Origin of the sequence: Glutamicibacter mishrai, assembly GCF_012221945.1 — a bacterium.
Taxonomy (GTDB): domain Bacteria; phylum Actinomycetota; class Actinomycetes; order Actinomycetales; family Micrococcaceae; genus Glutamicibacter; species Glutamicibacter mishrai.
This window is the reverse complement of the sequence record NZ_CP032549.1, coordinates 2,071,137-2,094,449: the sequence shown is the minus strand read 5'-3', so window position 1 is coordinate 2,094,449 and position 23,313 is coordinate 2,071,137. Positions and strand designations below refer to the sequence as shown.

The following is a 23,313-nucleotide window of genomic DNA, read 5'->3' as shown; positions in this document are numbered from 1 at the left end:
GCTGCATGATGCAGCACCACGTACGCGGCCAGGCTGGCGGTTTTCAGAAACGCCCCGCAAGGCGCGTAGCGATCCGAGAACTCCCGCTTTCCTTCAGTCTTCTGGCCAGCACCTACAATATCAACCCGGCCTCACTGGGCATCGCCATGCCCTTGCCCGTCCTGCTCGCCCCCCTCAATGGCCCAGCCTCGCAGGGCTACCCGGCAAGGGGCCCGTGCGTGGCGCGGCCCTTAGCCCTTGAACCACATTGGGAGGAAGTCCTGCGGGGGATCTTCGCCAACGCGCCCATCGATCGCTTCTCGGATCAGATCCGAATGGCCGGTATGCCGTCCATACTCTTCAATCAGGTCGCAGATAATCCTGCGCACCGAGGGTTGTTGCCCCTCGAATCCCAGCCCCGAGGCAGTATCCAGCGTGCCATCGTCAATAATCTGCTGCTGGATCAGCCGGCTCTTTGCTACCGCCTTGTCGTAGCGTTCATACAGTGCCCGAGGGTCTTCATCGTCTTGGACGATAAAAGGATTCTTGTCCTGCTCCAGGAATTCGAGCAAAACCTCTGGGCGCTCGCGCGCAATGAAATAGCTGAATTTCTCGTCTTCCACGGTCGACAGATGCTGCAGCAATCCGCCCATGCTCAGCTCGCTGCTGGGCAGCCGGGCTTTGAGCTGCTCCAGGTTCAAACCATCGGCTTTGTAGCGGAAAGTGGCTCGAAGGCGATCAAGCATGGCGAACAGATGTTCCTGCTCGCTGGCGAAGATTGGTGGTTCCCAGATGGGAAAGTCTGCCATGTCTAGCTCCTGAGGGATGAGATGTGAGTTGAGGTACCAAAGTGGTCTGTTGGGCGGATGAATTGAATAATGAGAAGTATGCCCGTTACCGCCGCCGTTTTGGAAGCCTCCCAGTGGACGCCCCTGGCCCACAGCCATGAGGCTCGTGCGCGCGCCTTCGGAGAACCCTTTGTCGAACGTCGCATGACAGGTCGGAAGCATCCCATAGAGGATTTTCTTTTCACCTACTACACGCAAAAGCCAGGCCAGCTCTATCGCTGGCACCCGGGGCTGAATGTTGTACTCACCGGCCAAGAGGCCCAAGAGCGAGCGACGTGGAAGTTCTATCGCGCAGTGGAAACCGGTCAGGGCACGGGATATGAATTTGATGTCCAGGCCTTCGCCCAGGCGCGAGCTCGCGCCATAGAATTTGCCCGCGTGATCTTGGCCGGGACTTCACAGCGGCCGGGGAATTTCGCCTGCTTCGGTCTGCATGAATGGGCGATGGCGTATAAATCGGAAGACAACGGAATTCGGCATGAGTACCTGCCCTTGCGGCTCGGGGCCAAGGGAACCGACGCAGTAGTGGAGTCCGAGAAGATCCGGTGCACGCACTTTGACGCCTTCCGCTTTTACACGCCGCAGGCTATTGAGCTCAATGAACTGCAGCCCACCCGCGAAACACAACGCGATCTGGAACAGCCCGGTTGCTTGCATGCCAACATGGACCTCTACAAATGGGCGTATAAGCTGTCCCCTGCTGTCCCCAGCAGCTTGGTGATGGATTGCTTCGAACTCGCGTGGGATATCCGCACCATGGACATGCAGGCCTCGCCCTATGATTTGGCCGATTGGGGCCACGAACCCATTCGGATTGAAACTCCCTCCGGCAAAGCCGAATACATCCGGAGGCAAAAGGGTTTTGCGTCGCGAGCGGATCATTTGCGCCTCAAGCTGCTGGAGGTTGCCAACAGCCTGCAGCTTGCACCAAAAGACTAGTATTCAGCCACGGCGCAACGCACAATGTCCCTGTGGGCATCACTGATATTCATCGACGGGCAGTGTCCGGCAGCTGCGTCTTGCTGCTGGCATTTGCCGTGTCCTCCTGCGAGGCGCAACGCCCGGCACCCTCGGAGATAAAACTGGAAATCATTATCAAGGCAGATGGCACTAAAGTGTCCGCGCAGTACACCTTGGAATGCTCTGGCGAACAAGCAATGAATTCCAGTACCTTGCCCGATGCCGCCGCTGCCTGCGCAAGGCTGAACCAGCAGCCAAGCCTTGCAGCACCATCTCTCGATCCGGCGACTGCGTGCACGGAAATCTACGGTGGACCGCAGCGCGCCGAGGTCTCTGGAACGGTCAATGGACAGCCAATTGACAGTGAATTCTCCCGCTCTAATGGCTGTTTCATAAGCCAGTGGGAGGATGCGGAATTCCTTTTCAATTCCGGACTTTGAGAGCAACAATCATCAATTTAGTTGGGTAAATCAACTACAATTGGAAGACTATGGATTTCTTCCTGCTGATCATCGGATTGCTATTCGCCACCATTCTGATCGTTGGCATCGGCGAACGCATTAAGTTGCCATATCCGATCCTGATGCTCATTTTCGCGACGCTGGCGGGCTTCCTCCCGTTCATGCCCGAAATGCATATCGAACCAGAATTGATCCTGCCGATCTTCCTGCCGCCGCTGCTCTTTGCCACCGCGCAGCGAAGCAGCTGGTCGGTCTTCCGATTCAGATGGAAAGCGCTGATCCGCCTTGCGGTAGTCCTCATCGTGGTCACCGCCGGCACGGTCGCCGCCACGGCGTTGGCCTTCTCCCCCATCGTCTCCATCCCCTTGGCGCTGGCCCTTGGCGCCATCGTCGCGCCGCCTGACCCGGTGGCCGTAGACGCCATCGCCACCAAGGTGAATATGCCACGGCGTTTGACCTCGCTGCTGGAAACCGAAGGCCTGTTCAACGACGCCATGGCCATCGTGATCTTCCAGCTGGCGGTCCAGGCGACCGTCAATAATTCCGAAGTCGGCTTGGAAATCATCCCGCAGTTCCTGATCGGCGCCGCTGGCGCCGTGGTCCTGGGCTTGGCCATGGGTTGGGTCATCGGTGCGCTCAACCGCTTTGTTCCCAACCTCGCCGCCCGTTGCGCGGCCACGCTTGTGGCCCCGTATGCGGTGTACATGATCGCTGAAGAAGTCCACGTCTCCGGCGTGATCGCCGTGGTGGTCACCGCGCTGGAAATGGTCCGCCGCGACCGTCCCCAGGACTCGGCGGAGCGCTTGACCCGACAGGCCTTCTGGGAGGTCCTGGAACTGTTGGCGACCGGTCTGGCCTTCGGCTTGATGGGCATCGAAATGAATCAGGTGATCCAGGAAGAAGGAAGCAACCTGATTGGCTACATCCCGGGCATCGCCGCCATCTGCTTCGTGGTGATCGCGGTGCGCGCCCTGTGGATGCTGGCGACCTACTACCTGCCGAACCGTAACAAGGCGAAGATCCCGGCCCGCAAGGATTCGCTGGTCCTGACCTGGTGCGGCATGCGCGGATTGGCAACACTGGCCCTGGCTTTGGCGCTGCCGCATGTCACCGCCGACGGCACCGTCATTGCCGAACGAAACTTCGTTGTCGTCGCGGCCTGCTCGGTGCTGCTGTGCACCTTGGTGGTGCCGGGCTTGACCCTGCCGTACCTGATGCGGGTGCTGAAACTGCGCAACAACGAGCAGGACACCAAGCGCGCTCGGCGCGCGCTGGCCCGCCGGGCCGAAGCGGTGGCCATGAATGCGTTGCGCAAGAATGTGGAGTTGCAGGAGCTTCCGGAGAATTACCAGCAGGCAGTACGCCGACGCATGAATTCCCTGCATTCGATCCTGGCCAAGGATCCGGATCCGCACGATGCGATTTCCGATGAAAAATACACGCAGATCCGCGCCGTGATCGCCAAGGCCGATTCCATCCAGGCTATCGCCCTGGAAGCGGCCCGCGACGAGCTGCTCAAGGCCCGACGCGAACCGAATATCGACCCGCATCTGGTCGATGAGATTGTCGGACGCCTGGACCGGCGCACCGCAACCCTGGACCGCTAGGCGGCGTTGCGCTCCAGCTTCACGATGACCTCGTAGTGATCGGTCTGCGGGAACATGTCCATGACGCGGGCCACCTGCGGGGTGTAGTTCCCGAGGCGTTCAAGGTCGCGGGCCAGGGATTTGGCGTTGCAGCTGGAGTAGATGACGTGCTGGATATCCGATTCATTCAGCCACTTCGAAAGCTCGGCGGAAATACCGCGTCTCGGTGGATTCACGATCACCGCGTCCGGAGCCCAGCCTGCGTTCAACGCGAATTCGGTGGCGTCCTGGGCAACAAAGTGCGCGTCTGGCAGGCCCAGCGAATCGGCGCTGGTCTTGGCGGCAGCCACGGCTTCGGTGCTGGTTTCGATCCCGTACACGGTGCGGTCTTCGCCGGCGCAGTGCAGGGCAAAGCCGCCCACTCCGCTGTAGAGATCCCAGACGCTCTCCGGATTCACATCGTCGATCCATTGGCGCGCCTGGCGGTAGAGCGCGGCGGCGATCTCCGTATTGGTCTGGAAGAACCCCTGGGGGCGCAGGTGCATCGGCACGCCGTTGAGCCCGAATTCCAAGGTGCTGCGGCGAGTCAGGATGATCTCTTCCTCGCCCTCCAGCACTGCCTTGTGCTCGGGCAGGAAATTCACCGAGACAACGCTGTGGTGGGGCAGTTGCTCAAGGAACTGCGGCAGCGAGTCGCGCAGGGCGACAAAGTGCTTTTTGGTGCGCAGCACCCAGCGCACCATCACCGCTCCGGTATCGGACATGGTGAGGATCACATGCTTGAGTTCACCCTTGCGCTTCGGCACGTTGTACGGGATGAGCTTCAGCTCCTTGATGAAGCGTTCGATCACCGGGAGCAGCGAGCGCAGCGCCGGAGCGATCACGCCGCAATTGCGCAGATCCACCCCGTGCCCATCGGCGTCGAGGATGCCGATGGTTGGTTCTTCGGTGGTTCCGGAGATCACCATTTTGGCTTTGTTGCGGAAGCCCTGTTCGTTGCTGGCTTGGGCCGGAAGGAATTTCAGCGAGCCAAAGCCGGAGAGCTGGTGCTGGCAATCCTCAACTTTTGCTTGCAGCTGTCGGGCATAGGGAAGCGTCATTTGCGTGCACGAACGGCAGCGGGAGGCAGAAAAGTAGAGGCATTCCATGGTGTCTACGATTTTAGCGAAGTTCTCTGGGCCCCAACGCCAAGAACTTTTGGCGCTGATTGACCGCAAATTTTCAGCTTGAACAGATAAGCTCACAATTGAAATCGAAAGTTCCAAGCAATATCCCTTGTCAGCATTTATTGCCATGGGGATCGGGTGTTGAAACCGCGAAAGGACAGATGGCACTTCGAACCGGGCTCACCACGCACCGTCGTGGCATCGCGTTAATTGCGCTTCCGTTGGCGGCCGTCATCGGCGCCTGCACTAGTTGCGCAGCTTCCTCACCCCAAGCCCTTGAAGCTCCGAGCAGCAGCCCTGCGGCAAGCACTACGCCCAAGGCTTCCGCTTCCGCCACTCAAAAAGCACCTGCAACCCAAGCTTCAACTCTTCCAACGCCTACGGTCCAGTCCTCTGCGCCCGTTTCCTCATCCCCGGTCCAGAGCAGCACCCCGGCGACGAGCAGCACCCCCAGCAACACTCCGAGCGCTACGACGTCAGCCTCCACGCTCTCCCCGCTGGCCTCCGGGGCCGCCTCCGGCGCATCGCTGAAGGCCGTGGCTCCAGCCGCCCCGGCACTGCCGGCAGCGTCCCGCAAACTCTATGCCGCGATCGAATCCGGCAATCTCAAGGACGTCAAGAAGTCCTTGAAGTCCGGCGCCGATCTCAGCGTCCAGGATGATGCTGGCCGGACCCCGCTGATGCGCGCGGTGATCGTGAAAAACGAGCAAATCGCCAAGACACTGCTTAAGGCCGGAGCTGACCCCAACGTCAAGGACGAGTACCAGGAATCCCCATTCCTGCGCGCCAGCGCCAACGGCTTGACCGGGGCGCTGCAGGCGTTTATCAAGGACGGTGCCAATGTCCACGAGGTCAACCGCATGGGCGGCAGCGCACTGACGGTAGCCAGCGAAAATGGGCAGGTTGCTGCCGTGCGCATCTTGCTGCGCACCGATATCAATATCGACCACGTCAATGATCTGGGCTGGACCGCCCTGCATGAAACGATCGTCCTGGGCCAGGGCACCAACAGCTCGGTGAACATCGCGCAGATGCTCATCACCAACGGCGCGGACCCGCGCCTCAAGGACCGCACCGGCGCCGACGCCTTCAAGATGGCCCGCGATCGCCAGCAGACGCAAATGCTCAACATGCTGGTTCAGGCCGCGAGCAACCGCTAAGGCCTAGAGGACGTCCAGGTAGTACCAGGCCCCGTTTTCCCGCACGAAGGTGCTGACCTCGTGCTGCTGCGCTTCATACGACCCTTCGAGGTAATGCGCCGCGAATTCCACCACGCCACGATTCGCTTCCGCTCCACCGCTGCGCGTCTTGATGATTTCCAGGCCCATCCAACGCATCTGCGGGTCCAGTTCCAGCTCTTTGGGCCGGGTGCTTTCATGCCAGGTAGCCAGCAAATAGGGCACCAAGCCCAGCACAAAAGCGCTGTAGCGCGAACGCATCAGCTGCTCTGCGGTTTCCGGCAGTACCGAGTGGTCTGCGCGCCCGTCATGAAAGGGCTGGCAGCACTGCTGGTAGGACAGCTTCACGGCATCCAGTTCTCGGCAGTAACACGGTGTTTGACTAGAGTTTTCCACGCTTTCAGAATACGCGTTGCGGATCATCATGACTCCCGTGAGCCAAAGATCACATGACTTATAACCAGCGATATCGGGTGCTATGGCACACAGGCACGTCTGGCCCATCACATTCACGGGTAGACTGTTAGGGCAAGCTCGCGGAGCGCCAAATCCCCCTGGTGTGAGACGGCATCTCCGTGTGGCATTTAACTTAACCTCGCCAACAGGAGATATGCCGGATGCCCCGCATCGTTGTAGATGTCATGCTCAAGCCAGAAATCCTTGACCCTCAGGGCAAGGCCATTGCGGGAGCACTTCCCCGCCTAGGCTTCACCTCCTTCGAAGCTGTCCGCCAGGGCAAGCGCTTTGAACTCACCGTGGACGGCGAGGTGACCGAAGAAATCCTAGCCCAGGCTCGCGAGGCAGCAGAAACCCTGCTTTCCAACCCGGTGATCGAAGATGTCGTCAACGTCGAGGTAGTCGAAGACTAATGAGCACCGAACTCCCCCTGATTGGCGATTACTCAACGCCAACGAATGAATTGTCAGGAGCGCGCATCGGCGTGGTGACCTTCCCGGGCACCCTCGATGACCGCGATGCCGCGCGTGCCGTCCGCGCTTCTGGTGCCGAAGCCGTGTCCCTGTGGCATGCCGACACCGACCTGCAGGATGTTGACGCCGTGGTGATCCCCGGCGGCTTCTCCTACGGCGACTACCTGCGTGCCGGAGCGATCTCCCGCTTTGCGCCGATGATGTCGAAGATCGCCGACGCCGCGAACTCCGATGCCAAGCTGCCGGTCCTGGGTATTTGCAATGGCTTCCAGATCCTCACCGAGTCGCACCTGCTGCCCGGTTCGATGATCAAGAACGACCACCTGAAGTTCATCTGCCGCGATCAGCTGCTGCGCGTGGAGAACAACCAGACCGCATGGACCAATGGGTTCGAGGCTGGCCAGGAAATCACCATCGTGCTCAAGAACCAGGACGGCCAGTACGTGGCCGACGAAAAGACCCTGGATGAGCTCGAAGCCGAGAACCGCATTGCGTTCTCCTACGTGGGCTGGAACCCGAATGGTTCGCGCCGTTCGATCGCTGGCGTGAGCAACAAGGCTGGCAACGTGGTGGGCCTCATGCCTCACCCGGAGCATGCCATTGAGGTCGGCTTTGGCCCCGATGCCCGCGGCACCGACGGACTGACCTTCTTCACCAGTGTTCTGACCCACCTTGTCGGAGGAAAAAAGTGAGCCAGGAAGCCACCAAAGAATTCAACATCGACACCGTCGATAACGCCGCCGGCACCCCGGATGTGGAACTGCCTTGGGCAGAGCTGGGCCTGAAGGACAACGAATTCGCCGAGATCGTGAAGATCCTCGGCCGTCGTCCGACCGCTGCAGAATTGGCCATGTACTCGGTGATGTGGTCCGAGCACTGCTCGTACAAGTCCACCAAGAACCACCTGCGCCAGTTCGGGCAGAAGGTCACCGATGAGATGAAGAAGGACCTGATGGTCGGCATGGGCGAAAACGCCGGTGTCACCGACCTGGGCGACGGCTGGGCCGTGACCTTCAAGATCGAGTCGCACAACTCGCCTTCCTACGTTGAGCCTTACCAGGGGGCTGCTACCGGCATCGGCGGCATCGTTCGCGACATCATCTCCATGGGCGCCCGCCCGATCGCCGTGATGGATCCGCTGCGCTTCGGCGCGATCGATCACGAGGACTCGCAGCGCGTTGTGCACGGCGTGGTCTCGGGCATCGGCGGCTATGGCAACTCGCTGGGCCTGCCGAACATCGGCGGCGAAACCGTCTTCGACCCGATCTACCAGGGCAACCCGCTGGTCAACGCGCTGGCTGTTGGCGCCTTGCGCCACGAAGACCTGCGCCTGGCTAACGCCTCGGGCGTGGGCAACAAGGTCGTGCTCTTCGGTGCACGCACCGGTGGCGATGGCATCGGCGGCGCTTCGGTGCTGGCTTCCGAGTCCTTCGACGACACCAAGCCTTCCAAGCGCCCTGCCGTGCAGGTGGGCGACCCATTTGCCGAGAAGGTGCTCATCGAGTGCTGCCTGGAACTGTTCAAAGCCTCGTTGGTCGAGGGCATCCAGGACTTGGGCGCCGCAGGCATCTCCTGCGCCACCTCGGAACTGGCCTCCAACGGCGAAGGCGGCATGCAGGTCGAGCTGACCAACGTGCTGCTGCGCGACTCCACCCTGACCCCGGGCGAAATCCTGATGTCGGAGTCCCAGGAACGCATGATGGCCGTGGTCACCCCTGAGAACATCGAAGCGTTCGAGGCCGTTATGGCCAAGTGGAACGTGGAGTACTCCTGGCTGGGCGAGGTCACCGACACCGACCGCTTGATCATCACCTGGGATGGCGAAGTCATCGTGGACGTGGATCCGAAGACCGTCGCCCACGACGGCCCGGTCTACGACCGCCCTTACGCTCGCCCCGAGTGGCAGGATGCCCTGCAGGCTGACACCTTCAAGTCCTCGGAGGCCGGCAAGAACCTGCCAGCGACCGGGGAAGAGCTGAAGGCTGCCGTGCTGGAGCTGATCGCCAGCCCGAACATGTGCGACAAGTCCTGGATCACCAACCAGTACGACCGCTACGTCGGCGGCAACACCGCGCTGGCTGCCCCGGATGATTCCGGCGTGGTCCGCATCGATGAGTCCACCGGTTTGGGTGTTGCCATCGCTACCGATGCCAACGGCCGCTACACCTTCCTGGATCCGTACGCCGGCGCCCAGCTGGCGCTGGCCGAGTCCTACCGCAACGTCGCCACCTCCGGTGCGATCCCTGCGGCGGTTTCGGACTGCCTGAACTACGGTTCCCCGGAGAACCCGGATGTCATGTGGCAGCTGGCCGAGGGCATCCGCGGTTTGTCCGATGCCTGCATGGAGCTGGGCGTTCCGGTTACCGGCGGCAACGTATCGCTGTACAACCAGACCGGCGACAAACCGATCCACCCGACCCCAGTGGTTGCCACCTTGGGCAAGTTCGACGACGTCGCTCGCCGCACGCCTTCGGGCTGGCGCGAAGAGGCCGACGGCCAGGCGATCTACCTGATCGGCACCACCAAGGACGAGCTGGATGGCTCGGAATTCGCCAACCTGCGCGGCCACCTCGGCGGCGTACCGCCGGTAGTCGACCTGGCGGCGGAGAAGGAACTGGGCGCGATCCTGATCAACGCCAGCCGCGATGGCATGATCGATTCAGCTCACGACCTGTCCGAAGGCGGCCTGGCTGCAGCCCTGTCCGAGATGGTGCTGCGCTTCGGCGTGGGTGCTCGCGTTGCGCTGGATGAGATCAAGGACCGTGACGGCATCGATTCCTTCACCGCCTTGTTCTCCGAAACCCAGGCGCGTGCCGTGGTTGCTGTTCCACGCAGCGAAGAGGTCCGCTTCAACGACATGACCAGCGCCCGCGGCGTGACCGTGGCCCGTTTGGGCATCGTCGATGCGCAGTCCGGTTCCTTGGAAGTCCAGGGCGAATTCACCGTCTCGGTGGATGAGCTTCGCGAGGCTAACGAAGGCACCATGAAGAAGTACTTCGGCTAAAACCGCTGGCCGGTTTGCCCCTTATTGGCCCGTCTCCCCTTGCGGGGAGGCGGGCCTTTCCCGTTGGCGCGGCAGGCCGCAATGTTGATACCTGCAGCCGAGCCGTCTAGATTTATACCCATCAGCACCGGCTCCACTGCTGCTCGCGGGCATCACCCGAAAGCGCGGATCCACGAGCCGGTCTTCTTTTGTTGTCCACGGACGGAACAATTTGAGCAACACGATGAATACTGCTTCGCGCCTTGTCAGATTCTTGGGCGTCGGAGGTTTCTGTTTCATAGTGACGCTGGCCGTCAACTATCTGCTGAAGTACTTGCTCCTGGGCGACCACCCCACCACGGCGTTCCTCATTGCCAATTGCGTGGCCACGGTTGTTTCCTATGTCCTGACCCGGCAGGTGACCTTCACCGATCGCAATTCGGCCTTCCGCAAGAGAATCCAGATCATCGGATTCACCTTGGTTTCCGCCGTCGGCATCGTGATCAACTCGGCGCCGCTGTATGCCTCGCGCTGGATTTTCGGGTTCCACTACCCGCAGGTCACTTTCCTGGAACAGGAAATCGCCGACTTCATCTCCGGACCGATCATCGGGACCCTGCTGGCCATGGCCTTCCGCTGGTGGGCCCTGCACAAGTTCGTTTTCCCCAGCGGCAGCAGCGAGCCGCAAAAGGTTGATCAGCTGGCCTAAGCGGCCCATTCCAATGGTCCGGCAGCCCGCCGGATTCCCCTGTTCCCGCATCCCCGGCACACATCACTTTCAATATGGTTGACACGTCAACAATATTGAGTCATGATTGATGCATCAACTTATTTTTGTCTGAGGGAGCGGTCATGAACGCCATCGAGAACATCGAATTCGGCATCGACACTTTCGGCGATGTGCCCAGTTCAACTTCGGGCCAGCTGCTGACTCACGCGCAGGCCATTCGCGCCACCGTGCAAGAAGCCATCGTGGCCGACCAGGCAGGCGTGGACGTCATTGCGGTCGGCGAGCACCACCGCCCGGAATACGCCATTTCTTCCCCGGAAACCGTGCTGGCCGGCATCGCCACCGCTACCGAGAACATCCGCCTCAGCTCCGGCGTTACCGTCTTGTCATCCGATGACCCGGTGCGCGTCCACCAGCGCTTCGCAACCGTCGATGCGCTATCCAGCGGACGCGCCGAAGTGATGCTTGGCCGCGGCTCGTTCACCGAGTCCTTCCCGCTGTTCGGCTACGACATGGCCGACTACGAAGTCCTCTTTGACGAAAAGATCGATCTGTTCCACAAGCTGCTCGACGAGAAGCCGGTAACCTGGCACGGCACCAAGCGCGCCGATCTGGTGGACATGGATGTCTTCCCCAAAACCGAGTCAGGCCGCCTGCGCACCTGGGTAGGCGTGGGAGGCTCCCCGCAATCTGTGATCCGCACGGCACACTACGGTTTCCGCATGATGCTTGCAGTGATCGGCGGATCTCCGGAACGCTTTGCCCCGTATATCGACCTCTACCGCCGGGCCAATGAGCAGTTCGGGCACCAGAGCACGCCGGTGGGCCTGCATTCCCCTGGCTTTGTGGCGGACACCGATGAGCTGGCCCGCGAGCACATGTTCGATGCGTACAAGGCGCAACGCGATCGGATTGGCGCAACCCGCGGCTGGCCTGAGATGAGCCGCGCGGAATTCGAGCACGAAGCCAGTGAAGGATCGCTCTACATCGGCTCTCCTGAGACCGTGGCCCGCAAGATCGCCACCACTATCAGGACCTTGGATATCGGCCGTTTCGACCTGATCTACTCCGGCGGAGCCGTGGAAGCCGGAGCGCGTTTGCACGCCGTCGAGCTCTACGGCAACAAAGTCATTCCACTGGTCCGGGAAATGCTCGCCGAGCAGCCGGCCCCAGCCGGACGATAGGCAGCTGCGAAGGAATGAACATGGCACAGCAGAAAATTGGCATCCTCGGCGCGGGAAAGATCGGCACCGCATTGGCGCGACTGGCCCTCAAAGCAGGCCACGAGGTGCTCATTGCCGGATCCGGCGACCCCAGCGCCATCGCCTTGACCATCGAGATCCTGACCCCCGGCGCGGTGGCAGTTGACGCTGCAACGGCAGCCCGCAAGGCCGATATTGCCATCTTGGCTTTGCCTCTGGGCAAATACCAGAGCATCCCTGTCCAGCAGCTTTCAGGCAAGCTGGTGGTCGACGCGATGAATTACTGGTGGGAAACCGATGGGATCCGCGAGGACCTCAACGGCCCGGAGGTCTCCACCAGCGAATTGATCCAGGGCTTCCTTGCAGATGCCCGCGTCGTCAAGGCTTTCAACCACATGGGCTACCACGACCTTGAGGAAGAGGCCCGTCCTGGCGGCACCGAACGCAAGGCTATTGCCGTGGCCGGGGACGGCGCAGCCGATGTGGATGAGGTCGCCGGGCTCATCGAGGCCTTCGGATTTGATCCGCTGCCGATCGGCCCGCTGGCTGAAGGCGTACGCCTTCAGCCAGGACAGCCGGCCTTTGGCGCCAACCAGCCAAGCGCCCAGCTGGCCGAACTGATCAATTCGGCCAGCCTGGCCGCTTCAGCGTAGCTCTCCGAGCACCTCATTCAAGGCTTCGGTAGAGGAAGGATGGGTGAAGATCTGATCCCTCAATTGGCTCGCCGCCATCCCCTGCCGCATCGCCAGGGCCACCAGATTGATGACTTCCTGGGAATCCACGTGCATGAGGGCGGCACCTAGGATCTGGTCGTCCTGAGCGTTAACGACAAACTTGATGATGCCCCTGGGGTCACCAACAATTTTCGGCCTCGGCATCGCAGCAACCGCCGCGACCTTCTTCACCGCCGTCTTGATGCTCAGTCCTTGCTTCCTGGCCTGATCTTCACTGAGCCCTACCCGCGAGAGCGGAGGAGTGCAGAAAATCGTGTACGGCACCGCAACCCGGTCCTTGGTGCTTCGGGTCCCGTCGCCCAACAGGTGATTAGCAAGCACCCGATGATCATCGAGGGATACATAGGTGAATTGCGCCCCGCCGGTGACATCACCGAGCGCATAAACGCCCTCGGCGCTGGTCGCCAGGAATTCGTCCACCATGATCTCGCCGCGTTCTCCGCTGCGGATTCCGGCGGCCTCAAGATTCAGCTCCCGGGTTGCCGGGGTTCGACCCAGCGCAATGAGCACGGCATCGGCAGAAATCTGCCGAGGCTCCCCGCCAATCTCGAAGCTGACTGTTGCGCAGCTCGAGTCCTGCGAAATTCCAGTGACCTGGGCCTTGCTGAGAATGGTAACGCCGGCATCTTCAAGGCACGACTGCACTTCGCTGGCAACATCTGCGTCCTCTTTGGATAAAGCACGCTTCCCGCGGTCCAGGACCGTGACTTTGCTGCCGAACTGGCCGAACACCGAGGCGAATTCGACACCCACATATCCGCCGCCGACGACAACCAAAGACTTGGGCAAGGGCGCATGCTGGATAGTCGTGGAGTCGTGCACCCTTCCGCCAATGCTGGCACCTGGGATCTGAGGGACAGCAGGTTGCGCGCCGGTATTGATAATGATCCGCGCGGCGCTCAGCTCCAGCTCTTCTTCCTCAGTACGCACCTTGATGGATTTCGGTCCAGTGAAGCTGGCTCGGCCGGTGAGCACCAGGACCGAGTCCAGATCGTTGAGCATGGAGTAGTTCTTGGCACGCAGTAGCGCGGTGAGATCATCCCGTCGCTGTACGGCGTTGTCGAATTTTTGGCTGGCCGGAATGCCTTCGACATGCTGCTCAGCGTCGTGGATCAGTGCTTTGGTGGGTACGCAGCCGATGTTGATGCAGGTTCCGCCATACATTTGCGCCGACTGCTCGACGATGGCCACTTTCTCACCAGCACGGGCCAATGCCCCTGCCAGGGTCTTGCCGCCTTTACCCCAACCGATGACGATGGTGTCGAGCTTGCCACTAGATGTCTCGGTCCTCATGCTGATCTCCCTTGCCGACCTCGTCAATGTTCTAGCTTGAGTCTGCTCGGACATTGATACGCGAGTCAATCATCGAGGGGAATCGGGCGGCAACTAGACCTGTTTAACGAGAGAGGCAGCCCGTCTCCGAAAGGAGAACGGACTGCCAGAGCCAAGTATGCCGGTCTTTAGATCTTCTTGACGATGGAGGACTTCAATTCCATCTGGCCGAAGCCGTCAACCTTGGCTGCGATGTCGTGATCTCCAGAGCCAGAGGTCAAGCGAATATTGCGCACCTTGGTGCCGGCCTTCAGCGCGCTCTGGGCGCCCTTGACCTTCATGGTCTTGGTAATGCTGACGGTGTCGCCGTCCTGCAGGACGTTGCCCACCGCGTCCTTGATGACAGTTTCAGTCGGCTCGGATTCCTCGGTTTCCGCGTTCCATTCGTGGGCGCATTCTGGGCAGACCAGCAATGCGTCAAGTTCGTAGGTGTACTCGCTGGAGCACTTAGGGCACGGTGGCAAAGAATCAGACATGCGGCTAATTTTAGTGACTCCGAACAGCTATTGTCGAATGAATCGAATATCGAATAATCCTTGTAAATGGCGGCAAATCCCGACGCCCCGGCCACCTCCAGCGGACCGAATACCCAGCTTTAAAACCACTTGTTTTGCCCACCGTCTTTCACTCATACTCAGGCATACGAGCTGATTCTCGCGACAGTGAAGCTAAGGGGCGCATCATGTCTAAGCACCACAAGCACCGCGGCTACGGAGCGCAGTTTTCCGTCTCGCCCAAAGAGGGCCTGACCTTGGAAGTTCTAGCCATGGCAGAGAAAGCCGGAGCTAAAGCCGGATACGCAGTGGCCAAAGAAGAGCTATACCGCAGCATCTCCTCCAACCAGTTCCTCAATGAGCAGGAAACCGATGAACTGCTTGCCGCGGCGCAGCGCGCCGGATCGGCAGCCGCATTGGCCGCGGCACGCAAGGTTCTGGACAAAACACTTCGCACGTCCTTCAGCCATCACCATCGGCCCGCGGACTCTCACCTCATGGGAGCCACGACCCCGGAACCACCGGCGAACACTTATGAAGAACCGCTGGCCAAATACTCGCCACCCCTGGGATTGCTGGATACACCCCGGGCCAAAGTGGACCAGCATGTTTTGACGATCACTCGTGTGCAACGACTCAACGACCAGATGGTGCGGCTCAGTGCCAGCGCTCCGAATCTCGATGGGTACCGCTCCAATTCCGCGCTTGACGAGTATGTCAAAGTTTTTGTCGCCGACCCCGCGCTGGGCCTTATTCCTCCCTACGACGTGCGCGCTCTGCGCCATCGCTTGCCGCGCGAACAAGTGCCTCGTTCCAAGTCCTACACCATCCGGTGGGTCGACCCGGTGCTCAATGAACTGGCCATAGATTTTGTGGTCCACGGCGAGCCAGGAACCGTTGGCCACTGGGCCGGAATGGCGCAACCCGGCGATCCACTGGTCATCTCCCCCGCTCGCAGCAAAGCTTCGCTAACGCTGAATGCCAGCTACTACGTGCTTGCAGCGGATGAAGCCGGCTTGCCTGCCATTGCCAAAGCCCTAGAAGCGCTTCCGGCCAACGCCGAAGGCACAGCATTATTTGAAGTGGCCGACGATACTGCAATGTTTGACGTGAAACATCCAGAAGGCGTTGTTTTACGATGGCTTTCACGAGATTCAATGCCCGCGGGCAAAAGCAGCGTGCTCCCCTCAGCCCTCCAGTCGCTGGCTCTGCCGGCCGGACAAGTGGGCGTCGTTGCCCATGCCGAACGATCCACTATCAAAGCCATTAGCCGGATTACCGAGTATTGGCATCTGGACAAGCACTCCTCGCATATTTCCTCGTACTGGACCCTGCGTGAAGGCAGGTTGCGCCGGTAACATCCAAACTCATCAGGGACCGTGATCCATGCTCAGGTCAAAGGGATGAATATCCTCCACTTTCCCTCAAAGGATCCTTCATGGCTAGATCCAGGTTCGTCAGTTCTGCCGTTCGTCTAGTCTCAGGCGCTTTGCTGGTAGCCATGGGAGTATTGCTCCTGCTCAATTCGGCGAGCGCCATTCAAGTGATCATTTGGCTTCTTTCGGCTGGCCTGCTGCTTGCGGGGCTGCTTCGGTTCCTTGAAATGCAGGACAACGCATCACGCCGTGCGCCGGTCTTTGTCGCCGGCCTCTTGCTGATTCTCAGTGCCTTCGCCTTGCCCTTGGCCAGATCAGCAAGCTTGCCGGTTCTGGCGCTGTGTCTTTCCCTGGCACTATTTTTTGCCGGGGCGCTGCGGTTTGCCTCCATGGCCAAGGGGTCGAGAACCCCAGCCTTCCGCGGAATTTTGACCGCACTCACTGGTGTGTTCGGTGCGGTAGTCAGCATCTTCTGGCCGCGGCTCTCGCTCTGGGTCTTGGGCGTTGTTTTTGGAATGTGGCTGGTCTTGCTTGGCCTCCGGGCTTTGTCGACCCCGTTGCGCAATGTACTGCCAGCGCCGCCAAAATGGATGCGGGCAGTAGGTTCCGCCGGTTTGACCGCTTTTCTTCATAGCCAAAGTTCCACGTCCAGTGCTGACGATTTCTACTTGCCGCCAGCGTCCGTCCCGAATGCCCGTGGGGAACTTATCCGTTCAGAACCATTGGCGCAGCAGGCATTAGAAAATACCGAAGCATGGCGGATCCTTTACACCACTGCCTCCGAAGATGGCAGCGCGGCCATTGCTTCGGGCATTGGCACCGTTCCCCGCGACGCCCGTGGCGCGCTGCCCGTCATTTCCTGGGCCAACGGAACCAAGGGCATAGCATCCCAATGTGCCCTGTCAGCGGGTCCGAATCCGTACGATGACGGTCCTGCCATTGCCAGAGAAGAAATGCTTTCCCGGGGCTGGGCCATCGTTGCCACGGACTATGTCGGCTTGGGCACCGCTGGCCCGCACCCCTATTTGGTGCCGCAAGCCGAAGCACACGCGGTCCTCGATGCAACCCGAGCGGCAGCGCAACTCGATGCCCTGGCCGAACAGGGCATGCGCCTGGATGAACGAAGTGTCGTTTGGGGCCACTCGCAGGGCGGGCACGCTGCTTTAGCCACGGCCAATGAGGCCAAGGAGTACGCGCCAGATCTAGACATCCTAGGCGTTGCGGCCATGGCCCCCGCATCCGACTTGCCGCATCTTGCCGAGTCCATTGCGGACACGTCGGCGGGAAAGATTGTCTCAAGCTACATCGCAGCGAGTTGGAACGAGCTGTATCCGCAGATGGATATTGTCGACCGGCTCACGCCGCGTTCTGAACTTGCCGTAAATCAGCTGTCGAAGAACTGTTTCACCGGCGCCGGAGCTGTTGCCGGCATTGCCCAGGCCAGCCAACTGTTCGAACCGGTCTTCAGCCCGGAAGCTCTCGACCATGGGCTGAGTGAATTGCTTGAGCAGAATTCCGCGCCAATTCCCAAGGGGCTCCCGATATTCCTTTCGCAAGGCGCCACCGATTCGCTCGTTGTGCCTTCGATGCAACGTAATTTTGTCCAGGCGTCATGCCAGCACGGTGCACAAATTGGTTATGCCGAATACCCGGGCCTGGACCACATGCCATTAGTGGGCGAAGGATCAGCATTGAACCAGGATCTCGTGAGATTCACGCAGTCACTCTTGGAAGGCGTGACCGCCTATCCAAAGACGGCGTCTTTGTGCGGCAAATGATCTTCAGCACGCGCACAGCACCCATCGCACCTGAATATAGACTGATCAATAGAGGTTTTAATAGTTTCTGAAGACCGAAGATCCACAAGATCATCTAATACCGTGGTGGACTATGGAACTCATTGTTGGGTTCTTGATCGACACCGTCCAACAAGCCAAGGCCAGGGAGTAGCGTCAGTGCATTCAAGTTTGTCCAAGACCGCTGCCCTCCTCCTGACCTGCTTTCTCGCGCTTTCGCTGGGCGCCTGTACATCTGCGCCAACCCCAGCTGCCCGTGAAGCCAGCACCGCCACTGTTGAAGCCGACGGCTGGCCTCGAATGGTCACCGACGAAACCGGCGACCTCATCAAGATTCCGTCCAAGCCCAAACGCATTGTCTCGACCTCGGTATCCGTGACCGGCACCCTGCTGTCCCTCGATGCACCGGTAGTTGGCACCGCGGTTGCCCCGCAGAGCCCCGCCACGGACAAGCACGGATTCCTGGCCCAGTGGGCGGACGTCGCTTCAAAGCACTCGGTCGACGCGTTATATGAAATCGGGAGTTTTGATCTTGAAGCCATACGGGACCGCAAGCCTGATTTGATCCTGCTCTCCGCTTCAGGCGCGGATTCCGAGTTGGAGCACCTGGACCAGCTGCGGGACATCGCCCCAGCGCTTCTGGTTGATTACACCGAAGAGCAGTGGACTTCGCTGAGTGCGGACCTGGCCAAAGCTACCGGTGCTGAGGCCGCATCAACCCGGAATAACGAGATCATCAAGCAACGTGTTGCCAGCCTCAAGCAATCGCTAGCGATCTCCTCCGGCACCACGGCGTCGATTCTTTCCTACGATCAGGGAAATATCTCCCCTGTCGCGCAAAGCACCGGTCCCCATGCGCAGTTATTCGAGGCACTCGGTTTCACCGTGGTGGATCCTCCGGAAGAATTTGATACTTCCACTCAGGAACGCGAGGATTTCTCCTTCACCAGTTATGACGGCCTAGCCAAGTCGCTTTCCGGAGAGGCAGCGTTCCTGCTCTCCTCGGACCCGGAAATCTCGGAACAGTTCTCCTCCGACGAATCCCTGGCGCATATACCTTCCATCCGCCAGGGCAACGTCTTTGCCCTTCAAGAATCATTCCTCATGGATTTCTATTCGGCACAGAAAATCCTGGATTACTTCGAGAATGATTTCCCAGGGTTGAAGCCCGAAACGCAAACCCAAGATTAACTGCGCTCAAGTATCGCGGTTTGCGGGATATTCAAGCCAAGATTTCCGCGCAGGGTCGCTGACTCATAGCTGGTACGGAATCTGCCGCGTCGCTGCAGCTCCGGGATGACCAGGTCAATGAAGTCCTCTAATGCTCCCGGCAGCGACGGAGGCATCAAGTTGAACCCATCAGCGGCGTCTTCATCGAGCCAGCGCTCCATCTCATCGGCAATCAGTTCCGGTGTCCCCACCATCGTGCAGTGCCCACCGCCAGCTGCCAGCAGGCCGAGCAGTTCGCGGACCGTCGGCTGGTGCAGCTCTATGAGGCGCAAAATGGTGGTGTATCTACCAGCCGGGCCAGTGAACTCTTCCAGTGGCGGCAGCTTCGGAACGGGCTGGTCCAATGGCCACGAGCTGGTGTCCTGCTGCAAAAATACGCCCAGTTGGCGCAGCGCATCCTCGGTGGGCAGCAACTCATTGAGCGCGCGTTGTTTGGCTTGGGCTTCTTCCAGCGTGCGCCCCACGTAGGTAACCAATCCCGGCATAATCAGGGCTCGGTTCTCCGTTCCTCGCTGCTCCTTGGTGCGTCGCGAAATATCGCGGGCGAATTCGCCCGCCATGCCGCGGTCTGCCGCGACCGAGTAGATCGCTTCGGCATGGGCGGCGGCTAGTTCACGTCCGGCGGGCGAGGATCCCGCTTGGAAGAGGACCGGTTCACCATATGGGGAGTTGGGCATATTCAACGGGCCCCGCACGGCAAAGTGCTCCCCTTCGTGATTGATTTCCTGGAGCAGGGATGCATCGGTGAAGTTCCCCGCCCGATCAATCCGGACTGCTTGCTGAGGGTAGGAACCCCAGAGATTGTGCAGAACATCAATGAATTCACCGGCCCTGGCATATCGTTGCGCGTGCGCGGGCAGTTCGCGTAGCGAATGGTTCTGCGCCTCGGTGTCCCACATGCTGGTCACCACGTTGATGCCGGCACGCCCCTGCGAGAGATGCTGCAAGCTGCCTAGCATGCGAGCAGCATGGAACGGCGAGTAGAAGCTGGCAGAGATGGTGCACACCAGTCCGATGTTCGTGGTGCATTGGCTGATGGCGGATAGCAGTGTCACCGGTTCGAAGAACCAGGTGGGGCCAGCCTGCGCGGCACTGGTTGACACCGCTTGCCCATCGGCGAAGAACACCGCGTCGAGCAGTCCCTTTTCGGCCAGTTGCGCCAGCTTGATGTAGTACTGCGTTTCCGAAAGCTGCTCGGCGGCCGAGTCCTCGGCGCGCCAGGCTGCTTGGTGATGGCCGGCGCCATAAAGGAACAAGTTCAGGTGTACTTGTTTCTTCTGGCTCATCCTTTCACCAGCCCGCCGTCAACGATGAGGTTCTGGCCGGTCACCCCGCGGGAAAGCGGCGAGGCGAAGAACAGCACGGCATCAGCCAGTTCTCCAGGCGAGGTGACCCGCCGCAATGGTGTTCCCGCGGCGATCAGGTCAAATACTGCTTCGGGCGTCGCTGCGGAGGCGTCCGTGGTGCGCAAAAGTCCGCCGGAAACCATGTTGACGTTGATCCCTTCGGGGCCCAGGTCATCGGCGAAGGTACGGGTCAAGGACAAGAGGGCCGCCTTGGTGGCGGTGTAGTCATGGTACGGAACCACGGGGTGCTGGAACAGATTGGTGCCGATGTTGATGATGCGTCCAAAGCCGGCTTCACGCATCCCCGGAAGTACTGCTTGGATGGCTGCCACGGGAGCTAGCACCGAACCGGCAAACTGGGCGCTCAGTTCTGCTGCTGAGATCGCTTCCGCAGTCGAACGCGCGTCGCCGTTGAAGGAGAAATCCACCAATGCATTGTTCACCAGGGTCGTGACCGGTCGCCCGAAGCGGTCTTTGGCTTGAGCAGCCATCGCTTTGAGCTGGTCCTGGTCCCGGACGTCGGCTTGGATGGCAACTGCGGTGTCCGGGTAGAGCGCGACGAGATCTTCAGCGGCCTGAGCCGAAGAGCGGTAATTGATCGCGACTTTCGCGCCCGCTGCCAGGAAGGCCCGGCTGATGGCCGCACCGAGTCCTCGCGCCCCGCCGGTGACCAGAATGATCTGCTCTTCGAGTGGAAGGGCAGCCGGGTGCGCTGATGTGTGGGTATCCGTGCTCATGGTGCTTGAACTCCTTGACGGCGTCTTGGGCGAACGGAACCTGGCCAAGGACGCGAATGGTTCAACCCTTCAGAGTGCACGCAAACGCCGAATCTAGGACATTCCCTTCGCCAGTACTAACTGGATCAGGTTCAACGGGTGTTTTCTCAGCCGCCGTGCGGCACCCCGTGTCACTGCTCAATTAGTAGCACATGCACGGCTTAGCTGTAGAACATTACTTCATGGATCCCGCGCGTATCGGCACTCGGTTCCTGGACAATCCAGATCTCCCCGCCATCTGGAACAGTGAATTCCATGCTCAATTTGTTGGCGGGGATCCCGCAACGCAATGAGTCCTCGGCGATCACCGCGTCATCTTTGACAGCCTTGATGCGCACGAATCCGACTCCTTGGCAGGCGAACTGGAGCAGATTCTTCTGCCCTGCCACCGTAGGGGCGATCATGTGATCTGGCCGAATTTCACCTGCATCATCCAGTTGGTAGGTGTTCATCGTTCCCGCCCCGGTGCTGAAGCCGTTCTCCTCGAAAAACTCGGCGCCCGGGTCTTCCAATGAGCCAAGCAGCCAGGTTTCTCCCCTGCTGGCCGCGGCAAAGGCGATCATCGGCGGGTACAAACCGGCAATGTCATCTATGGGTTCATGAGTTTCCTCGGTGATTTCTTCCACGAGGACGCCCGAGGACAGGTCTTCGGCAGATTCTTCGGGAAGCTTCAATTGCGAGACCGGAGTGGTGCAAGAGCAAAGCCCGAGAAGCAGAGCCAGGGCCAACGGGGCAGTCCGCTTCATGAGCGCTCCAATGCAGAGGTGAATGAGTTATTTCAATCGACCTTATGTTAGGAATCTGACTTAAACAATGCATGTCAAGGCAAGGAATAACAATCGTTATGAAATCTTGAAATATCACTTCCTGACGGTTCACACGCATCTCACACCAAAACACGGCGCCATCACAACTAAATGGTCCGGCCTGCTCCATATAGTTCATTAAGGGCTTATACCCGTTGCCAGCTTTCATTTCCCTAGGAGTCGTACCACCGCATGCGCCTGCTGCGTCGCACCATTTCATTTGCACTCATCGCCTCATCCCTTGCCCTCACGGGATGCTCAACCCTCGATTCCATCGAGCAGTACCGCGTTCCCGACGCGCAGGCCGACACCACCCATGACGGCGCAGCGCAACGCGCAAGCTACACCGACTCGCTTGAGCTGCTCGCGAAAATCGACGTCAAGGGCCGCGCACCGAAGACCGGCTATGAACGCGAAAAATTCAGCAAGGGCTGGAAAGACCCGGACCACAATGGCTGCGATGCGCGCAATGACATCCTGGCGCGCGACCTGGAAGACGTGAAGTACAAATCCGCCTCCAGGCCCTGCGTGGTACTCAGCGGAACCTTTCACGATCCCTACACGAACACCACCATTAACTTCGTTCGAGGCCAGAGCACCAGCACCGCGGTCCAGATTGACCACGTCGTCGCCCTGTCGGATGCATGGCAAAAAGGAGCGCAGCACTGGGACAAAGAAGCCCGGTTCGAGTTCGCCAATGACCCGCTGAACCTCATGGCCTCGGACGGCCCGACCAACGCGGCCAAGGGTGACAAGGACGCCGCTTCATGGCTGCCGCCCAACAAGCGCTTCCGTTGCGAATATGTCTCCCGCCAGACTCAGGTCAAAGCTAAGTACGGGGCTTGGATGACCAAGGGTGAGCACGATGCCATCGAGCGAATCCTGAAAAACTGCGTGTAGCCAGCCTAAAGTCGCAGCAAAAGATCCCCCTTAAGGCCTATCGTCAAATTGATGGATTTGTGGCACTATGGATATTAGTCAAGCCAATAGCCATTATGTTCAGTGACTGTTGGCAAAATTCTCAGCTGCAAAGGCCACATGATGAAGACACGGTTGTCGGGAGCTCTCCTGTTGCTTACCAGCGTGTGCCTCTTCGGGTTTGCCCTGAACACAGCTCATCGGGATACCGCCATGGCCTGCTGGGTGCTGTCCACGATTTTCTTCATTGCCGCAGCCATGCTCATGCTCGGAGCCATCGTTGGCGCCTCATCGGTCACCGCCGCCAAAACACGCAAGAACCGACAGCTCTAGCCTCCTGGCGATTTTTCGAAGCAACGCATCAACTACAGGCTGATGCGTTGCTTCGACTATTTAACCGCTAGTTCTCGTTGCCCTGAAACAGCAATTTAACCCGCAGGCATCGACAGGTTCACCTAGATGCGATAGACATAAGTCTTGTCA

23 protein-coding genes and 1 riboswitch are annotated in these 23,313 nt (G+C 59.8%); of the genes, 15 read left to right on the top strand and 8 right to left on the bottom strand.

The features are described from left to right. Positions 1 to 230 precede the first annotated feature (230 nt). Positions 231 to 788, bottom strand: coding sequence for a mycothiol transferase (locus tag D3791_RS09895; protein WP_022875429.1), 558 nt, complete (start codon positions 786 to 788; stop codon positions 231 to 233). A 78-nt stretch (positions 789 to 866) separates the two neighbouring features. Here D3791_RS09895 and D3791_RS09890 point away from each other — a divergent pair, with 78 nt between their 5' ends. The 3 genes from D3791_RS09890 to D3791_RS09880 are packed head-to-tail and all read left to right on the top strand — an operon-like array spanning position 867 to position 3,855. Continuing rightward, positions 867 to 1,766, top strand: a complete 900-nt coding sequence (locus D3791_RS09890) for a 3-methyladenine DNA glycosylase (protein ID WP_172512063.1) — start codon at positions 867 to 869, stop codon at positions 1,764 to 1,766. 32 nt (positions 1,767 to 1,798) lie between these two features. After that, positions 1,799 to 2,227 carry a hypothetical protein gene (locus D3791_RS09885; RefSeq protein WP_172512062.1) on the top strand — a complete coding sequence of 143 codons (429 nt, stop codon included), beginning with the start codon at positions 1,799 to 1,801 and terminating at the stop codon, positions 2,225 to 2,227. 50 nt (positions 2,228 to 2,277) lie between these two features. Next, positions 2,278 to 3,855, top strand: a complete 1,578-nt coding sequence (locus D3791_RS09880) for a cation:proton antiporter (RefSeq protein ID WP_172512061.1) — start codon at positions 2,278 to 2,280, stop codon at positions 3,853 to 3,855. Here D3791_RS09880 and rlmD read toward each other — a convergent pair. Beyond that, positions 3,852 to 4,982: a 23S rRNA (uracil(1939)-C(5))-methyltransferase RlmD gene (rlmD, locus tag D3791_RS09875; protein WP_172512060.1), complete on the bottom strand. Its 1,131-nt coding sequence runs from the start codon at positions 4,980 to 4,982 to the stop codon at positions 3,852 to 3,854. The genes D3791_RS09880 and rlmD overlap by 4 nt on opposite strands. Before the next feature lie 179 nt (positions 4,983 to 5,161). Here rlmD and D3791_RS09870 point away from each other — a divergent pair, with 179 nt between their 5' ends. After that, a complete protein-coding gene (locus D3791_RS09870; RefSeq protein WP_172512059.1) occupies positions 5,162 to 6,160 on the top strand; it encodes an ankyrin repeat domain-containing protein in 999 nt (332 codons plus the stop codon). Positions 6,161 to 6,163: 3 nt separating this feature from the next. Here the strand turns inward: D3791_RS09870 and D3791_RS09865 are convergent, their stop codons facing one another. After that, entirely contained in the window at positions 6,164 to 6,526 is a 363-nt protein-coding gene (locus D3791_RS09865) for a YchJ family protein (protein ID WP_246241988.1), read from the bottom strand. Positions 6,527 to 6,795: 269 nt separating this feature from the next. On the opposite strand from D3791_RS09865, the gene purS reads away from it, so the two are divergent. The 6 genes from purS (at position 6,796) to D3791_RS09835 (ending at position 12,675) form a co-directional block, all read left to right on the top strand. Beyond that, positions 6,796 to 7,047, top strand: coding sequence for a phosphoribosylformylglycinamidine synthase subunit PurS (gene purS / locus D3791_RS09860; RefSeq protein WP_022875422.1), 252 nt, complete (start codon positions 6,796 to 6,798; stop codon positions 7,045 to 7,047). Then, positions 7,047 to 7,799, top strand: coding sequence for a phosphoribosylformylglycinamidine synthase subunit PurQ (purQ, locus tag D3791_RS09855; protein WP_022875421.1), 753 nt, complete (start codon positions 7,047 to 7,049; stop codon positions 7,797 to 7,799). The genes purS and purQ overlap by 1 nt, the downstream gene beginning before the upstream one ends. After that, a complete protein-coding gene (purL, locus tag D3791_RS09850) occupies positions 7,796 to 10,111 on the top strand; it encodes a phosphoribosylformylglycinamidine synthase subunit PurL (protein ID WP_022875420.1) in 2,316 nt (771 codons plus the stop codon). Before purQ ends, purL begins: the two co-directional genes overlap by 4 nt. A 223-nt stretch (positions 10,112 to 10,334) precedes the next feature. Next, positions 10,335 to 10,799 (top strand): GtrA family protein, encoded by a 465-nt coding sequence (locus D3791_RS09845; protein ID WP_022875419.1) that lies wholly within the window; start codon positions 10,335 to 10,337, stop codon positions 10,797 to 10,799. Between the two features lie 143 nt (positions 10,800 to 10,942). Then, positions 10,943 to 12,004: an LLM class flavin-dependent oxidoreductase gene (locus tag D3791_RS09840; RefSeq protein ID WP_022875418.1), complete on the top strand. Its 1,062-nt coding sequence runs from the start codon at positions 10,943 to 10,945 to the stop codon at positions 12,002 to 12,004. A 14-nt stretch (positions 12,005 to 12,018) separates the two neighbouring features. Further along, positions 12,019 to 12,675, top strand: a complete 657-nt coding sequence (locus D3791_RS09835; RefSeq protein WP_172512058.1) for an NADPH-dependent F420 reductase — start codon at positions 12,019 to 12,021, stop codon at positions 12,673 to 12,675. Here the strand turns inward: D3791_RS09835 and D3791_RS09830 are convergent. Beyond that, complete coding sequence (locus D3791_RS09830) at positions 12,667 to 14,049, bottom strand: FAD-dependent oxidoreductase (RefSeq protein ID WP_172512057.1); 1,383 nt, start codon at positions 14,047 to 14,049, stop codon at positions 12,667 to 12,669. The genes D3791_RS09835 and D3791_RS09830 overlap by 9 nt on opposite strands. Positions 14,050 to 14,216: 167 nt before the next feature. Continuing rightward, a complete protein-coding gene (locus D3791_RS09825) occupies positions 14,217 to 14,564 on the bottom strand; it encodes a zinc ribbon domain-containing protein YjdM (protein WP_172512056.1) in 348 nt (115 codons plus the stop codon). 206 nt (positions 14,565 to 14,770) lie between these two features. Here D3791_RS09825 and D3791_RS09820 point away from each other — a divergent pair, with 206 nt between their 5' ends. The 3 genes from D3791_RS09820 (at position 14,771) to fepB (ending at position 18,945) form a co-directional block, all read left to right on the top strand. Beyond that, positions 14,771 to 15,940, top strand: coding sequence for a siderophore-interacting protein (locus D3791_RS09820; RefSeq protein WP_172512055.1), 1,170 nt, complete (start codon positions 14,771 to 14,773; stop codon positions 15,938 to 15,940). 80 nt (positions 15,941 to 16,020) lie between these two features. Further along, complete coding sequence (locus D3791_RS09815; protein ID WP_172512054.1) at positions 16,021 to 17,736, top strand: alpha/beta fold hydrolase; 1,716 nt, start codon at positions 16,021 to 16,023, stop codon at positions 17,734 to 17,736. A gap of 177 nt (positions 17,737 to 17,913) precedes the next feature. Beyond that, positions 17,914 to 18,945, top strand: a complete 1,032-nt coding sequence (fepB, locus tag D3791_RS09810) for a Fe2+-enterobactin ABC transporter substrate-binding protein (protein ID WP_172512053.1) — start codon at positions 17,914 to 17,916, stop codon at positions 18,943 to 18,945. Here fepB and D3791_RS09805 read toward each other — a convergent pair. The 3 genes from D3791_RS09805 to D3791_RS09795 form a co-directional block, all read right to left on the bottom strand. Next, entirely contained in the window at positions 18,942 to 20,270 is a 1,329-nt protein-coding gene (locus D3791_RS09805; protein WP_172512052.1) for an LLM class flavin-dependent oxidoreductase, read from the bottom strand. The genes fepB and D3791_RS09805 overlap by 4 nt on opposite strands. After that, positions 20,267 to 21,067 (bottom strand): 3-oxoacyl-ACP reductase, encoded by an 801-nt coding sequence (locus D3791_RS09800; protein ID WP_172512051.1) that lies wholly within the window; start codon positions 21,065 to 21,067, stop codon positions 20,267 to 20,269. The genes D3791_RS09805 and D3791_RS09800 overlap by 4 nt, the downstream gene beginning before the upstream one ends. 84 nt (positions 21,068 to 21,151) lie before the next feature. Continuing rightward, positions 21,152 to 21,245: riboswitch (TPP riboswitch) on the bottom strand. Positions 21,246 to 21,267: 22 nt separating this feature from the next. Then, complete coding sequence (locus tag D3791_RS09795) at positions 21,268 to 21,852, bottom strand: hypothetical protein (RefSeq protein WP_172512050.1); 585 nt, start codon at positions 21,850 to 21,852, stop codon at positions 21,268 to 21,270. 252 nt (positions 21,853 to 22,104) lie between these two features. Between D3791_RS09795 and D3791_RS09790 the strand changes: the two genes are divergently transcribed. After that, positions 22,105 to 22,812 carry an HNH endonuclease family protein gene (locus D3791_RS09790; protein WP_022875407.1) on the top strand — a complete coding sequence of 236 codons (708 nt, stop codon included), beginning with the start codon at positions 22,105 to 22,107 and terminating at the stop codon, positions 22,810 to 22,812. Between the two features lie 138 nt (positions 22,813 to 22,950). Continuing rightward, complete coding sequence (locus D3791_RS09785) at positions 22,951 to 23,163, top strand: hypothetical protein (protein WP_022875406.1); 213 nt, start codon at positions 22,951 to 22,953, stop codon at positions 23,161 to 23,163. Positions 23,164 to 23,313 lie beyond the last annotated feature (150 nt).

Coding starts and splice junctions, on each gene's coding strand:
- D3791_RS09820 (WP_172512055.1), top strand. CDS start 14,771: ATGTCTAAGCACCACAAGCACCGCGGCTACGGAGCGCAGTTTTCCGTC.
- D3791_RS09880 (WP_172512061.1), top strand. CDS start 2,278: ATGGATTTCTTCCTGCTGATCATCGGATTGCTATTCGCCACCATTCTG.
- D3791_RS09785 (WP_022875406.1), top strand. CDS start 22,951: ATGATGAAGACACGGTTGTCGGGAGCTCTCCTGTTGCTTACCAGCGTG.
- D3791_RS09870 (WP_172512059.1), top strand. CDS start 5,162: ATGGCACTTCGAACCGGGCTCACCACGCACCGTCGTGGCATCGCGTTA.
- purQ (WP_022875421.1), top strand. CDS start 7,047: ATGAGCACCGAACTCCCCCTGATTGGCGATTACTCAACGCCAACGAAT.
- rlmD (WP_172512060.1), bottom strand. CDS start 4,982: ATGGAATGCCTCTACTTTTCTGCCTCCCGCTGCCGTTCGTGCACGCAA.
- D3791_RS09800 (WP_172512051.1), bottom strand. CDS start 21,067: ATGAGCACGGATACCCACACATCAGCGCACCCGGCTGCCCTTCCACTC.
- D3791_RS09845 (WP_022875419.1), top strand. CDS start 10,335: ATGAATACTGCTTCGCGCCTTGTCAGATTCTTGGGCGTCGGAGGTTTC.
- D3791_RS09830 (WP_172512057.1), bottom strand. CDS start 14,049: ATGAGGACCGAGACATCTAGTGGCAAGCTCGACACCATCGTCATCGGT.
- D3791_RS09795 (WP_172512050.1), bottom strand. CDS start 21,852: ATGAAGCGGACTGCCCCGTTGGCCCTGGCTCTGCTTCTCGGGCTTTGC.
- D3791_RS09825 (WP_172512056.1), bottom strand. CDS start 14,564: ATGTCTGATTCTTTGCCACCGTGCCCTAAGTGCTCCAGCGAGTACACC.
- purS (WP_022875422.1), top strand. CDS start 6,796: ATGCCCCGCATCGTTGTAGATGTCATGCTCAAGCCAGAAATCCTTGAC.
- D3791_RS09835 (WP_172512058.1), top strand. CDS start 12,019: ATGAACATGGCACAGCAGAAAATTGGCATCCTCGGCGCGGGAAAGATC.
- D3791_RS09805 (WP_172512052.1), bottom strand. CDS start 20,270: ATGAGCCAGAAGAAACAAGTACACCTGAACTTGTTCCTTTATGGCGCC.
- D3791_RS09790 (WP_022875407.1), top strand. CDS start 22,105: ATGCGCCTGCTGCGTCGCACCATTTCATTTGCACTCATCGCCTCATCC.
- D3791_RS09840 (WP_022875418.1), top strand. CDS start 10,943: ATGAACGCCATCGAGAACATCGAATTCGGCATCGACACTTTCGGCGAT.
- D3791_RS09895 (WP_022875429.1), bottom strand. CDS start 788: ATGGCAGACTTTCCCATCTGGGAACCACCAATCTTCGCCAGCGAGCAG.
- D3791_RS09890 (WP_172512063.1), top strand. CDS start 867: ATGCCCGTTACCGCCGCCGTTTTGGAAGCCTCCCAGTGGACGCCCCTG.
- D3791_RS09815 (WP_172512054.1), top strand. CDS start 16,021: ATGGCTAGATCCAGGTTCGTCAGTTCTGCCGTTCGTCTAGTCTCAGGC.